This window comes from Sphingobium sp. LB126, from assembly GCF_002795205.1.
Classification (GTDB): Bacteria; Pseudomonadota; Alphaproteobacteria; order Sphingomonadales; family Sphingomonadaceae; genus Sphingobium; species Sphingobium chungbukense.
In genome coordinates this window covers 167,715-180,513 of the sequence record NZ_NETV01000001.1, presented here as the reverse complement: position 1 = coordinate 180,513, position 12,799 = coordinate 167,715, and the positions used below count along the sequence as shown (strand labels likewise).

At 65.9% G+C, this 12,799-nt stretch carries 15 protein-coding genes; 10 read left to right on the top strand and 5 right to left on the bottom strand.

What is annotated here, in order from left to right; translation table 11 throughout:
• Window positions 1–43 precede the first annotated feature (43 nt).
• Together CAF53_RS00895 and CAF53_RS00890 are read left to right on the top strand one after the other, a co-directional pair.
• Entirely contained in the window at window positions 44–736 is a 693-nt protein-coding gene (locus CAF53_RS00895) for a polysaccharide biosynthesis/export family protein (RefSeq protein ID WP_242443464.1), read from the top strand.
• Window positions 736–2,850 carry a polysaccharide biosynthesis tyrosine autokinase gene (locus CAF53_RS00890; RefSeq protein WP_046763098.1) on the top strand — a complete coding sequence of 705 codons (2,115 nt, stop codon included), beginning with the start codon at window positions 736–738 and terminating at the stop codon, window positions 2,848–2,850. Before CAF53_RS00895 ends, CAF53_RS00890 begins: the two co-directional genes overlap by 1 nt.
• A gap of 95 nt (window positions 2,851–2,945) precedes the next feature.
• On the opposite strand, the gene CAF53_RS00885 is transcribed toward CAF53_RS00890, so the two are convergent.
• Window positions 2,946–3,461 carry a CvpA family protein gene (locus CAF53_RS00885; protein WP_046763097.1) on the bottom strand — a complete coding sequence of 172 codons (516 nt, stop codon included), beginning with the start codon at window positions 3,459–3,461 and terminating at the stop codon, window positions 2,946–2,948.
• 11 nt (window positions 3,462–3,472) lie between these two features.
• The gene (gene radA / locus CAF53_RS00880; RefSeq protein WP_046763096.1) at window positions 3,473–4,840 is read right to left on the bottom strand and encodes a DNA repair protein RadA; all 1,368 of its coding nucleotides are present in this window, start codon (window positions 4,838–4,840) and stop codon (window positions 3,473–3,475) included.
• Between the two features lie 89 nt (window positions 4,841–4,929).
• Here radA and CAF53_RS00875 point away from each other — a divergent pair, with 89 nt between their 5' ends.
• From CAF53_RS00875 to CAF53_RS00865, 3 genes are read left to right on the top strand one after another with little or no spacing between them, the layout of a single operon-like run.
• Window positions 4,930–5,628, top strand: coding sequence for an endonuclease/exonuclease/phosphatase family protein (locus tag CAF53_RS00875; protein WP_197707324.1), 699 nt, complete (start codon window positions 4,930–4,932; stop codon window positions 5,626–5,628).
• A 43-nt stretch (window positions 5,629–5,671) separates the two neighbouring features.
• A complete protein-coding gene (locus CAF53_RS00870) occupies window positions 5,672–8,011 on the top strand; it encodes a patatin-like protein (RefSeq protein WP_100237002.1) in 2,340 nt (779 codons plus the stop codon).
• Window positions 8,008–8,601: a hypothetical protein gene (locus tag CAF53_RS00865; RefSeq protein ID WP_046763093.1), complete on the top strand. Its 594-nt coding sequence runs from the start codon at window positions 8,008–8,010 to the stop codon at window positions 8,599–8,601. The genes CAF53_RS00870 and CAF53_RS00865 overlap by 4 nt, the downstream gene beginning before the upstream one ends.
• 45 nt (window positions 8,602–8,646) lie before the next feature.
• On the opposite strand, the gene CAF53_RS00860 is transcribed toward CAF53_RS00865, so the two are convergent.
• On the bottom strand, window positions 8,647–8,937 hold the full coding sequence (locus tag CAF53_RS00860; RefSeq protein ID WP_046763092.1) for a 4a-hydroxytetrahydrobiopterin dehydratase: 291 nt from the start codon (window positions 8,935–8,937) through the stop codon (window positions 8,647–8,649).
• Between the two features lie 74 nt (window positions 8,938–9,011).
• On the opposite strand from CAF53_RS00860, the gene CAF53_RS00855 reads away from it, so the two are divergent.
• From CAF53_RS00855 to CAF53_RS00845, 3 genes are read left to right on the top strand one after another with little or no spacing between them, the layout of a single operon-like run.
• Window positions 9,012–9,437, top strand: a complete 426-nt coding sequence (locus CAF53_RS00855) for a metallopeptidase family protein (protein ID WP_046763091.1) — start codon at window positions 9,012–9,014, stop codon at window positions 9,435–9,437.
• Window positions 9,434–10,039: a heme ABC exporter ATP-binding protein CcmA gene (ccmA, locus tag CAF53_RS00850; RefSeq protein WP_100237001.1), complete on the top strand. Its 606-nt coding sequence runs from the start codon at window positions 9,434–9,436 to the stop codon at window positions 10,037–10,039. The genes CAF53_RS00855 and ccmA overlap by 4 nt, the downstream gene beginning before the upstream one ends.
• Window positions 10,036–10,683 carry a heme exporter protein CcmB gene (locus tag CAF53_RS00845; RefSeq protein ID WP_100237000.1) on the top strand — a complete coding sequence of 216 codons (648 nt, stop codon included), beginning with the start codon at window positions 10,036–10,038 and terminating at the stop codon, window positions 10,681–10,683. Before ccmA ends, CAF53_RS00845 begins: the two co-directional genes overlap by 4 nt.
• A 98-nt stretch (window positions 10,684–10,781) precedes the next feature.
• Here CAF53_RS00845 and purQ read toward each other — a convergent pair whose 3' ends face one another.
• The gene (purQ, locus tag CAF53_RS00840; protein WP_100236999.1) at window positions 10,782–11,456 is read right to left on the bottom strand and encodes a phosphoribosylformylglycinamidine synthase subunit PurQ; all 675 of its coding nucleotides are present in this window, start codon (window positions 11,454–11,456) and stop codon (window positions 10,782–10,784) included.
• Window positions 11,457–11,459: 3 nt separating this feature from the next.
• Window positions 11,460–11,690, bottom strand: coding sequence for a phosphoribosylformylglycinamidine synthase subunit PurS (purS, locus tag CAF53_RS00835; RefSeq protein WP_100236998.1), 231 nt, complete (start codon window positions 11,688–11,690; stop codon window positions 11,460–11,462).
• 123 nt (window positions 11,691–11,813) lie between these two features.
• Between purS and CAF53_RS27455 the strand changes: the two genes are divergently transcribed.
• Window positions 11,814–11,963 carry a hypothetical protein gene (locus CAF53_RS27455; RefSeq protein ID WP_197486278.1) on the top strand — a complete coding sequence of 50 codons (150 nt, stop codon included), beginning with the start codon at window positions 11,814–11,816 and terminating at the stop codon, window positions 11,961–11,963.
• Window positions 11,964–12,033: 70 nt separating this feature from the next.
• A complete protein-coding gene (locus CAF53_RS00830) occupies window positions 12,034–12,786 on the top strand; it encodes a sulfite exporter TauE/SafE family protein (protein WP_100236997.1) in 753 nt (250 codons plus the stop codon).
• Window positions 12,787–12,799: the final 13 nt, after the last annotated feature.

Below are 12,799 nucleotides of genomic sequence, written 5' to 3'. Positions count from 1 at the left end.
GATTTTAACGGCAATGAACCGGCCGACCGACAGCAAGAGCCATATGCTGGCCCCGATCCTGGCCCCGACCCTGGCCTGCGCGCTGCTCGGCGCCTGCTCGACCGTGGAGGACGCACCCAAGGGGGAGGCCGCCTACGCCGCGATCCCGCCCGCTCCGGCCGTCGGCATCGATTATCGCATTTCCCCCGATGATGTCCTTCGTATCCAAATCTATCATGAGCCAGGCCTCTCGCTCGAAGACGCGCAGGTGACGGCGGCTGGCATGGTGCGCATGCCGCTGATCGGAGACGTCTCCGTCGCCGGTCTTTCCGCAGGCGAAGCGTCGGACGTCATCGCCGGGCGGTTTGGCGATCGCTATCTCGTCTCGCCGCAGGTGACGGTGTTCGTCAAAAGGGCGGTGGGTCGCCGCATCACCGTGGACGGCGAAGTCCGCGAACCGGGCCTGTTTCCGCTCGACGGCCGCCTTGGTCTGCTACAGGCCGTCGCCCTGGCCAAAGGGCCCACCCGCCTCGCCAGCCTCGGCCAGATCGTGGTGGTCCGGCAGTCCGACGGCCAGCGCAAGGCAGCGATGTTCGACCTCGGCGCGATCCGCAAGGGAGAGGCACCCGATCCCGAAATCTTGCCGGGCGACACCATCATTGTCGGCCTGTCGCGGGCCAAGGCGATATTGGGCGGTGCGCTGCTGGCGCTTCCCGCGGTGGGGGCTGGTTTCGTCGCACTGGACGGAGGGCTCTGATGGCGGGGCCGGGCCTGCTGATCGATGCCGACGGCGCCTCCGCCACGATGGAAGGCCGCGCCGCGCGCTTCGCCGCTGCCGCGAACGGGGCATGGGTGGCGGTGCGGCGGCATCGCATCATCCTGTTCGTCACCATGGCGCTGTGCGTGCTGGCGGGCGTGGTCTTCATCCTGCTTTCCACCCCCGATTACCGGGCGACCGCGTCCGTCGAGGTGGAGGATATTCCCGCCGGGGCCGCAGGCGCCGCCGCCGCGCAACGGCAGGCGACGCCCTCCGACAATGAAGCGTTGATGCAGACCGAACTCGAAGTGCTGCGCAGCCGCGCTCTGGCGGAGGATGTGGCGCGGGAACTGGCGCTGGTCGGCAGCCGCACCTTCTTCGACGGCATGGACGTCCGCCGCCCGGACCGGGGAGCAGGCTCGCTCAGCCAGCGGCAGGTTGAAACCGAAATGGTCGTGAACCTGCTGCGCGACAATCTGCACGTCGAACTGCCGGGCAAGTCCCGCGTCATCCGTATCAGCTTCACCAGCGCCGATCCGATATTGTCGGCCCGCGTCGCCAACAGCTACGCCGACAGCCTGATCCGCGCCGACCTGAAGCGCGGCTTCGAATCCGGGGTTCAGGCCCGCCGTTTCCTGCTGGGGGAACTGGACGGCGCACGCAAGGATCTGGAGCGGGCGGAACGCGATCTGGCCGTCTATGCCGCCAATGCCGGAGCCATGGCGCCCCTGGGAACGCAGGAGGGCGAAGGCGGCGATTCGCCGCCCGAAGGCACGACTGCCACCCGGCTGGCGCAACTGAACGCCTTCCGCGCCCAGGCGACGGCGGATCGGATCGCCGCGCAGAAGCGTTGGGAAAGCGCCCGCCTGTCCAGCGTCGAGACCCTGCCCGAAGTGCTGAACAACGGCGCGATGCAGCAGATCATGACGGAGAGGGCGCAGGCGAGGGCGCAGGTCGTGCAGGAACGCCAGTTCCGCAAGGATGCCCATCCCGAAATGCGCGAGGCGCGCGCACGTTTGGCGGCGCTGGACGATCAGGCGGAGGGGATGGCCAATACCATCCGCGCCTCGCTCAAGGAACAGTTTGATGTCGCCGTTCATGGCGAGAAACAGATCCGGTCCGAAATCGCCAAGGTCGAACGGCAGGCGCAGGCCGAACGCGGCCGTGGTGTGCAGATGAGCATATTGGAGCGGCAGGTCGATACCTATCGCCTGCTGCACGACAGTCTGCTCCAGCGTTATCGCGACATGGCCTCTCAGGCCGGGTTCCAGGCGGGCCGTATCCAGCCGCTCGATCGGGCGGCGGTGCCGTCGCGGCCTTCTTCGCCCAATATCGGCGTCACCATGCTGCTGGCGTCGCTCGGCGGACTGGTCCTTGGCCTCTTGGCGGTGGCGGGACGGCATATTTTCGACGATGCCGTGACGTCGGCCGATACGCTGGCCGAACGGGTGAACCTGCCGCTGCTGGGCGCGGTCCCGGCGGGCGAGAAACCGGCGACGGAGATTTTCGCGCCCATCGCGTCCTCGCTGCTTCTGGGATCGGCGGCGGGCCTGCCGCGCTCGATCCTCGTCACCAGTGCACAGGAAGGGGAGGGTAAGTCATCGACACTGCATGCCCTGGCGAAAGCGTTGGCGAAGCTCGACAAGCGGGTGCTGGTGATCGATGCTGACATGCGGCGGCCCAAGCAGCACAGCCTGTTCGGCATCGCACCCCACCGCGGCATCAGCGAACTGATGACCGGGCAGGCGAAGATGGATGAGGTGATTGTCGACAGCGGCGTTCCCGGCGTGTCCCTGCTGCCCTGTGGCGCGATCCCACCCAGTCCCGCGGAACTGCTGATCACGCCCGCGATGGATTCCCTGCTCGCGGCGGTACGCGAACGCTATGACACGGTATTGATCGACGCGCCGCCGATCCTCGGCCTGTCGGACGCTTCCCTGCTGGCCGCCAAGGCGCAGGTGACGTTGCTGGTGGTCGAATGGGGCCGCAATCATCATGGCGGGCTGCGCGTCGCGGCGGATCGCCTGCGCCGCGCCGGCGGTGCGATCATCGGGGCGATCCTCACCAAGCAGCAGGGCCGCGCCTTCGAATATGACTATCACAGGGGTGGCTGAGGGGCCGAACCGATGCTTCGAATGGCCAGGCCGTTTCGATCGTAAACGATTCTATTCCTTTATTTTCAACCATGAGGGCTGAAGGTCGATCGGCGCTAATCCGCTTCCGTCGGTTTGCGCGCGCGTCGCTCTGCCACGAATTCACTGATCGCCTGGCCGCTGGCATTGAGCAGCGGATAGGTGCGTGCATCGGACAACCAGTCCGGCCGTCGCGCGCCGCTGCCATAGAATGTGTCGTAGACCAGGCTGAACGCCAGAAACACCAGGGTCGCGCCGATCAGCCCCTTGACCGCGCCGAAACCGGCACCGAGCACGCGATCGACCGGACCCAGCACCGACTGGCGCGTGCGGCGGCCTATGGCGTGGGCGAGCAGCTTACCCAGGCCGAAGGTCACACCGAACACCAGCGCGAAGGCCAGCACCGCCGCGCCGCTCGTGCTGCCCACGAAGCCATCCAGCAGATCCGTCGCCGAGGCATGGAACAGGCGGATCGCGAAGATCGCCAGCACCCAGGCGATCAGCGACAGCGTTTCCTGGACGAAACCGCGCAACAGGCCGAAAATGGCGCAGCCACCGATCAGCAACAGGACGAGAATATCGATCGCGTTCATGGCGCCGTTGGCTATCCGCGGCCGAGCATCTGGTCAACAAGTTGCGCGAGCGCGCGGTATCCGCTGACGGAAATGCCCTTCACCCCATCGGCCACGGCCGCCGGAACAAAGGCGCGGTTGAAGCCCAGCTTGGCCGCCTCGCGCAGGCGCAGCGGGGCGTGCGCCACCGGACGAACCTCACCGGACAGGGCGACTTCCCCGAACAGGACGACATCGGCAGGCACCGGCCGCTCGGACAGCGCGGACATCAGCGCGGCGGCGACGGCCAGATCGGCCGCCGGGTCCGACAGGCGATAACCGCCCGCGACATTCAGATAGACTTCACAGGTCGAGAAGCTGAGACCGCAGCGCGCCTCCAGCACGGCAAGGACCATGGCCAGCCGCCCGCTGTCCCAACCCACCACCGCGCGGCGGGGGGTCGCGCCACTGGAAAGGCGCACGACCAGCGCCTGGATTTCGACCAGCACGGGGCGGGTGCCTTCCAATGCAGGGAACACCGTCGCGCCCGTGACCGTCTCGTCGCGATGGGTCAGGAACAGGGCCGAGGGGTTGGCCACCTCCTCCAGTCCCTCGGCCACCATGGAGAAGACGCCGATCTCGTCCGTGCCGCCGAAGCGGTTCTTGATCGCGCGCAGGATGCGATATTGGTGGCTGCGCTCCCCCTCGAAGCTCAGCACCGTGTCGACCATATGCTCCAGCACGCGCGGCCCCGCGATGCTGCCGTCCTTGGTGACATGGCCCACCAGGATGAGCGCCGTGCCGCGCTGTTTGGCGAAGCGGATCAGTTCCTGGCTGGACGCGCGCACCTGGCTCACCGTGCCGGGCGCGCCCTCGATCAGGTCGCTGTGCATGGTCTGGATCGAATCGATGATGAGCAGGGCTGGCGGCGCGCCCTCGCCAAGCGTCGTCAATATGTCGCGGACGGAGGTGGCGCTGGCAAGCTGAACGGGCGCATTGCCAAGGCCAAGCCGCTGCGCGCGCAGGCGGACCTGATCGGACGCCTCCTCGCCGCTGATATAGGCGACGCTATGCCCGGCCGATGCGATGCGGGCCGCCGCCTGCAACAGCAGCGTCGACTTGCCGATGCCGGGATCGCCGCCGATCAGCGTGGCGGACCCCGGCACGATGCCGCCCCCCAGCGCCCGGTCGAATTCGGCGATGCCCGTGCTGGTGCGCGGCGGCAGTTCGACCTTGTCGTCCAGACCCACCAGCGTCAGCGCGCGGCCGCCGGTGTGAAGATCATGGCGGGCGGAAAAGACCGTCTCCGCCGCTTCCTCGACGATGCTGTTCCATTCGCCGCAGTCGTCGCATTGTCCCTGCCACCGGCCGGAGACGGTGCCGCATTGCTGACAGACGAATTTGCGCTTTGCCTTTGCCATGGCGCACGCATATCAGAACATATGTGGAACACAAATCCTCTTTGCATCTTCCCATGGAAACCGGGCGCGCAGTGGCGCATTGTTTCGCCATGAAGACCATTCGCGTCGCCAGTTACAATATTCGCAAAGCCATAGGCACCGACCGCCGCCGCGTACCCGAACGGGTGATCGACGTGCTGAACGAACTGGATGCCGACATCATCGCCTTGCAGGAAGCGGATCGGCGGTTCGGGATACGGTCCGCGGCGCTGCCGCCCTGGCTGCTGGAAAGCATCAGCCCCTACAAGCCCGTTCCGCTCAACGTCCATGTCGATTCGATGGGCTGGCACGGCAATGCGATCCTGGTGCGCAAGGAGGCGGAGATCGGCGCGCATGATGTGCTGCACCTTCCGTGCCTGGAGCCGCGCGGCGCGACCATGGCGGAGGTGAATCTTGGCAAGGCGAGCCTGCGCATATTCGGCATGCATCTGGACCTGTCGGGTCTATGGCGGCGCAAGCAGGCGGCGGCGGTCATCCATGCGGCGGGCCTGCGCCATGCCATGCCGACCGTGCTGATGGGCGACCTCAACGAATGGAGCGCGGAACGCGGTTGCCTAGCCGATTTCGCCCGGCATTACCATTTCGCGCCATGTGGGCGGTCCTTTCACGCGCGGCGCCCGGTGGCCCGGCTCGACCGGATCATGCATTGCGGGCAGTTGAAGCTGGTCGACAGCGGCGTGCATGAAAGCGCGGCGGCGCGGCGTGCTTCGGACCATCTGCCGATCTGGGCGGAGTTCAAACTATCCTGACTTCCTCTCGACAAGTCGATCTTGCTCTGCAACTCTCAAGCCCATGAAAGAGCGGGAACTCAGGCTCGCACTGGTCTGCTATGGCGGGATCAGCCTGGCCGTCTACATGCACGGCATCACCAAGGAAATCTGGCATCTCGCGCGGGCCAGCCGGGCTTTCCACGATGGCGAGCCGTCGGGGAACAGCAGCGAGGCGGTCTATCGGCGGTTGCTGGAGGAACTGGAATTGACCGGCGGCGTCAGACTGCGCGTCATGCCCGACATCATCGCGGGGGCGAGCGCGGGCGGGATCAACGGCATCTTCCTGGCGCAGGCGATCGAGACGGGACAATCGCTCGATCCGCTGACCGACATGTGGCTGGACAATGCCGATGTCGAGAAGCTGTTGGACCCCGACGCCCGCCCCGCCCGGCGCATCACCAAGATCTGGGCGACGCCGCTCGTCTGGATGGCGGCGCGGCATCCGGGCGACACGGTGGAGCGCACGGTCGCCCCCGACACGCGGGAGGAGGTGCGCCACAAGCTGTCGCATTTCATCCGTTCGCGCTGGTTCGAGCCACCCTTCGGCGGAGAGATATTCACCGCGATGATCCTCGACGCCTTCGACGCGATGGAGGCGACCGGACGCGGTCCCGCACTTCTGCCCGCCGGCCATCCGCTCGACCTGTTCGTCACCGTCACGGATTTCGAGGGACATCCGCAAAGCCTGACCCTCAACAGCCCGCCCCAGGTGGTGGAGACGGAGCATCGCCTCTCCATCGGCTTTCGCGCGCGCGGCCCCAAGAGCAATGGGCAGGCCCGGAGCTTCGCCGATCCTGCCGAACTGGTCTTCGCGGCGCGGGCGACGGCCAGCTTTCCCGGCGCCTTTCCCCCCTTCACCGTGCGCGAACTGGACCGGGTGCTCAAACGCCGCCACCGCGCCTGGCCGACGCGCGATGCCTTCCTTGCCCGCGCCTTGCCCCGCCATGCCGCGCAGGGGAGGGCGGAGGACGCGGTGCTGATCGACGGATCGGTGCTGGCCAACGCCCCCTTCGCCCAGGCGATCGGCGCTCTCAGGAACCGGCCCTCACGGAGGGAGGTCGACCGGCGCTTCGTCTATATCGATCCCAAGCCGGGCCATCGCTCCATCCAGCTCAACCGCCAGGGAGAGGCCGTGCCGACGGGGGAGGATGCGCCGTTGCCCGGTTTCTTCCGTACCATTTTCGGTGCCCTCAGCGATATTCCCCGCGAACAGCCGATCCGCGACAATCTGGAGGCCATAGATCGCCACAGCGGGCGCATCCGACGCATGGTGCGCATATTGAACGCGCTGCGTCCCGGCATCGAGGCGGAGGTGGAGGGCGCGGTCGGCGGCATGCTGTTCCTTGACCGTCCCACGCCCGCTCGCCTGTCTGCCTGGCGCAGCAAGGCACAGCAACGCGCGGCCAATTCGGCGGGCTTCGCCTTTCCCGCCTATGGGCATCTCAAGCTGTCCGGCATCGTCGAGGATCTGGCAGATCTGCTTTTCCGCCTGAGCGGCGAGGAAAGCCCGCTGATGCGGGAAAGCTATCGTCAGGCGCTGTGGAGCCATGTGCGTGCGACCGGGGCGGACCGGTTGACCGAGGACGTCGGCCCCGCTTCCGCTCCGGTCGGTTTCTTCCGCCGATATGATCTCCCCTTCCGCATACGCCGCTTGCGCTTTCTGGCACGGCGCCTGGCCGAAACGCTGGAGGTGGACGCGACCACGGACGACGCCCTCATCCAGAAGATGCACGACGCGATCTATGCCGCGCTCTCGCACTATACCGAGTGCCAGGGCATCGACTTCTACAATGGGGACATCAAGGCTGCGGCGCGCGAGGTGCCCAACGATGCCGGCGCCGCGTTGGAGGCGATCGCGGCGCGGATGCAACTGCGGGAGCGGGATGAGGCGGCGGACATGATGCTGGCCGATGCGATGGCCGCCCTGCCCAAGGCGGCACGGCGGACCATGCTGCTCGCCTATCTTGGCTTTCCCTTCTACGATATCGCCACCCTGCCGTTGCTCCAGGGCCACGCCATGGACGAATATGACCCGGTCAAGGTCGACCGCATATCGCCCGAAGATTGCAGTGCGATTCGGCCCGGCGGGGCGGAAGCGACGCTGAAAGGCATAGAATTCAACAATTTCGGCGCCTTCTTCAGCCGCGCCTATCGGGAGAATGACTATCTATGGGGGCGGCTCCATGGGGTGGAACGGCTACTGGATATCGTGATTTCGGCATTACCCGCGGCAAACCGTCTTTCGCAGGAGATGGTGGGCCACTATAGGCGGACCGCTTTCCTGGCGATCCTCGACGAGGAAGAGAAGCGGCTGACCCATGCCGCGGACCTGATCGCCAGTTTGCGGGAGGAGATCGGGTGAGCGCGGGGAAGAAGCTGTTTCCGACGATGATGCTGGTGCTGGCCGCCGGCTGCTCGCCTGCCTCCGGCGATCACGCCGGCGCGGGGCCGCAGGAGCAGGTCGATGCCGCGGCCTTTTCGGAGGTTGGGCCGTCCGGCGCAGTCGCGCCCGGTTCCCAGTCCACGCATATTCTGCCGGATATCGATCCCACCGTGACCGGCAAGCGGCAAGTGCCGGCCAAGATGGAGGAAACCCCGCCGGTCGCGATGGCGGATCAACCCCTGGTCCTTCCGATCAAACCCTCGGTCGTGAACATACCGCCTCCTGCCTATGTTCCTGATCTGCCCCCTTCCGTCGGCGCCGCCGATCCCCGGCCTTTTCCGGATGAGGTGACCCGCTACATGGTCGACCGCGACAGTTGCGACCATTTCCGGGGTGAGGAAGCCTATGACATGGAACGGCGTGCCTTCCTTCAGGAAAATATCGCGGAATTGTGCACCGGAACGGATGCGCGGCTGGCGCGCTTGCGGGAACGCTATGCCCAGGATCCGGCCGTCATGACCGCGCTCAGCGGCTATGAGAACCAGATCGAGGGCAATGCCTCCCAATAGCTCAGGGAAACGGCTTGCAACGGCCGGCCTGAAAATCCCGGTCGATCAAGAATAGATCGCGTCGATCTGCGTCGCGAGGTCGATGTCGCGGCGCGACAATCCGCCCGCGTCATGGGTGGTGAGCGTGATGTCCACCCGGTTGTAGACGTTCGACCATTCAGGATGATGGTCCGCCCTTTCCGCCAGCAGCGCCACCTTGGTCATGAAACCGAAGGCGCCCACGAAATCCTTGAAGATGAATAGCCGGCGGATGCCCTCGGGCTCCTGAACCGGGGTCCATTCGGGTAGGTCCCGCAGCGCCAGCGCCCGTTCTTCCTCATCCAGTCTCGCAATCACTTGTCGTCTTCTCCATTCGTGCGGGTCATTAACCCACTTTCCCGATTTTCGGCTGTTTCCAGACGATTCGGAACATGCTTTATGTCTGTCCCATGGATGATGCCGGTCAACCCCCCCGTTTTGCGCCAAGTCGCGAGGATATTCAGGCCCTTGCGTTGAACGCCTTGTCGCGCCTGCCTGATCCCTTCCGGGCGCATCTGTCCAATGTCGTGCTGTTTGTCGAGGAATTCGCCGACAGCCAGGTGCTGAAGGACATGGAGATCGATGATCCCTTCGGCCTGACCGGCCTTTATAGCGGGCGGCCCGTGGGGGAGGCGGCGCAAACGGGCGATCTGCCGCCGTCCATTCATCTGTTCCGCCGTCCGCTGCTCGACGAATGGGTGGAAACCGGGGTGCCGCTGGACATGCTGATCACCCATGTGGTCGTCCATGAAATCGGCCATCATTTCGGCCTGTCCGATCTCGATATGCACGTGCTGGAGGACATGGTCACCTTATGAGCCGGACAGGGTTGCGCCTGTCGGGTGTCGCGTGCGTGCGTGGCGGGCGGCTGCTGTTTCGCGGGGTCGATCTGGCGATGGAAGCTGGCGGTAGTGCCTTGCTCAAGGGACCGAACGGCATCGGCAAATCGAGCCTTATCCGGATCTGCGCCGGTCTGTTGCGCGCGTCGGTGGGCACGGTGGAACGGCACGGCAAGGTCGCGCTGACCGACGAACGGTTGGCGCTGGACATGGAACAGCCCCTTCGCGCCGCGCTGGATTTCTGGGCGCGGCTGGACGGCGCGGCACCGCAGGCGGTGGATGCAGCGATGGTGGCCATGGCGCTTGCTTCCCTGGCGCAGGTGCCGGTGCGGATGCTCTCCACCGGACAGCGCAAGCGGGCGGCGCTGGCACGGGTGATCGCATCGGGCGCACCGATCTGGCTGCTGGACGAGCCGGGCAACGGGCTGGACGATGTGGCGCTGTCCCTGCTGGGCGACGCGGTGGCGGGACATCTGGCCAAGGGCGGGATCGTCGTTGCGGCATCGCACCAGCCGCTGCCGCTGGTGACGCCGGTGGTGATGGCGATGCAGGATTATCTCCCGGCGGAGGAGGCCGCGTGAGGATCGTGCTGACGCTCGCTACGCGGGATTTGCGCCAGGCCTGGCAGTCGGCCGGTCTTTGGCTGCCCGTTGCCTTCCTGCTGCTGGTGGCGAGCCTTTATCCCTTCGCGGTCGGGCCGGATGCGGCGCTGCTACGGCGGACCGGCGGTGGGATGCTGTGGATTGCAGCCCTGCTCGCCAGCCTGTTGCCGGTCGACCGGCTGGTCGCGCCGGACCGGGATTCAGGCGTGCTCGACCAGATCGCGCTGCGCGGCATCGGGGAGGAGATGGTGGTGCTCGCCCGGCTGATCGCGCATTGGCTGGGGTTCGGCCCGGCACTGATGATCGCCACCCTGCCTGCGGCCGCCTTGCTCAAGCTCGATGCGGCGACCATCGGCCTGCTGGAAACGGGCCTGCTGATCGGGACGCCCGCGCTCGCGGCATTGGGGCTGCTGGTGGCGACGCTGACGGCGGGACTGCGATCCAGCGGCGCCCTGTCGGGCTTGCTGGCCCTGCCGCTGGCCGTGCCGCTACTGATCTTCGGTGCCGGAACGCTCGGCGACGGCAGCGGTACGGCGCTCAAATTCCTGGGAGCGGCATCGCTGCTGCTGGTGGCGATCACGCCCTTTGCCGGGGGGGCCGCGATCCGGGCGGGTCGGGAATAAGATTTCCGCGCACAAGCACGGCCTCGCTCGCTTGGTCAGGGAACCGCGGTTTCCTGATCCTGTGTCATGTCCGCTTTTGACCCACCCCGGACGATGGGTCAGGCGCGGGCGAGCAACCCTTCGACCAGCCCCTCGAACAGCCGCCGCCCGTCGGTCGCACCATGCGCCGCTTCGATCACACGTTCCGGATGCGGCATCATGCCCAGCACATTGCCCGCTTCGTTCAGGATGCCTGCAATGTTCCGCGCCGACCCGTTGACGCTCTCCGTATAGCGTAGCGCCACCCGGCCTTCGCCCTCCAGCCGGTCCAGCGTATCGGCATCCGCGAAATAATTGCCGTCATGATGCGCCACCGGAAAGCGGATCGCTTCGCCCGCATCATAGCGGCTGGTGAAGGCGCTTTGCGCATTTTCAACCGTCAGCGCTACGTCGCGGCATACGAAATGCCCGCCCGCATTGCGCAGCAGCGCGCCGGGCAGCAGCCCGCTCTCGGTTAACACCTGAAAGCCGTTGCAGATGCCCAGCACATAGGCGCCGCGTTCGGCAGCCTTCGCAACCGCCTGCATCACCGGCGAACGGGCCGCCATCGCGCCGGAGCGCAGATAGTCGCCATAGGAAAAGCCGCCCGGCACGCCGATCAGGTCGAGATCGTCGGGCAGTTCCGTGTCGCGATGCCAGATCATGGCAGGTTTCGCGCCGGTCGCCGCCTCGAACGCCACGGCGAGGTCGCGGTCGCAATTGCTGCCCGGAAAGACGATGACGGCGCTCTTCATGGCTCAGGCCTTTTCGATGCGGTAGTTTTCGATCACCGTGTTCGCCAGCAGCTTGCGGCACATGGCGTCGATTTCTTCGTCACTGGTGCCGTCGGCCAGGTCCAGCTCGATCAGCTTGCCAGCGCGCACGTCATTGACGCCGCCAAAGCCAAGGCCTTCCAGCGCATGATGGATCGCCTTGCCCTGCGGGTCGAGGACACCGCCCTTGAGGGTGACGAAGATGCGGGCTTTCATGGGACGAGGAACTCCGTAATCAGGCTTTCGCGCACCCCCTAATATCCTCGGCTCCCGCAAGCAAGGCATTATGCTTTTGTTAGCGACAAGCGCGCTATCCTGCCGGTGGAGGAAAGGGTTTTCATGGCCGGTCTTGCTTTGGCGATGTTTGTCGGGCTGTTCGCCTTCGGTCAGCAGATCGTGGGTTATGACGATCCCCATGGCCGGGTTCAGCTTGCGCTTCTGGCGACCTTCACCTTCGGCGTACTGATCGGCTATCGCGCGAACAGCTGATCGGCGAACGGCATCGGCCAGCAGAAAAACCGGCTCCCGCAGCGGCCTGTCTTGCTTTAGGCCGGGCGCGATGAATCCGGAATATCTCTATTATGCCTGCGCCATCGCGGCGGTGATCCTGTCCGGCCTTGCCAAGGGGGGCTTTGCCGGGGTCGGCGCGCTGGCCATGCCGATCATGGCGCTGGGAGTCGATCCGGTCAGGGGAGCGGCGATCCTGTTGCCCATCCTGATCCTTCAGGACGTCGTCAGTGTCTGGTCATTCCGGCACAGCTGGGACCGGTACATCCTGAAGGTCATGCTGCCCGGAATGGCTATGGGAGTCGCCATCGGCTATTTCTTCGCGGCCCAGGTGTCCGAAGTGGCGGTGCTGGGCGTTTTGGGGCTGATTTCGACGCTGTTCGGGCTCCAGCGTCTCTGGATCGAGCGCGGCGGCGCGATCGTGCTGCCGTCCGGTTCGCCGGGATGGGTAGGTGTGCTGTTCGGCGTGGCAAGCGGTTTCACCAGCCAGATCGCTCATGCCGGATCACCGCCTTTCCAGATGTGGGTGCTGCCGAAACGCCTGCCCCGTGACACGCTGGTCGGAACGACCGCGATCGCCTTTGCCATGATGAACTGGATGAAGGTGCCCGCCTATGCCGCCCTGGGGCAGTTCACCAGAACCAATCTGATGGCGACGGCGATGTTGATCCCGGTGGCCATTGCAGCGACCTTGGCAGGCGTGGTGCTGGTCCGGCGGGTTGACGCCGCGCGTTTCTATACACTCATCTATGTGCTGATGGTGTTGCTGGGGATCAAGCTGATGGCGGACGCGCTGCTCGCCTGAGCAGCGCGTCGAA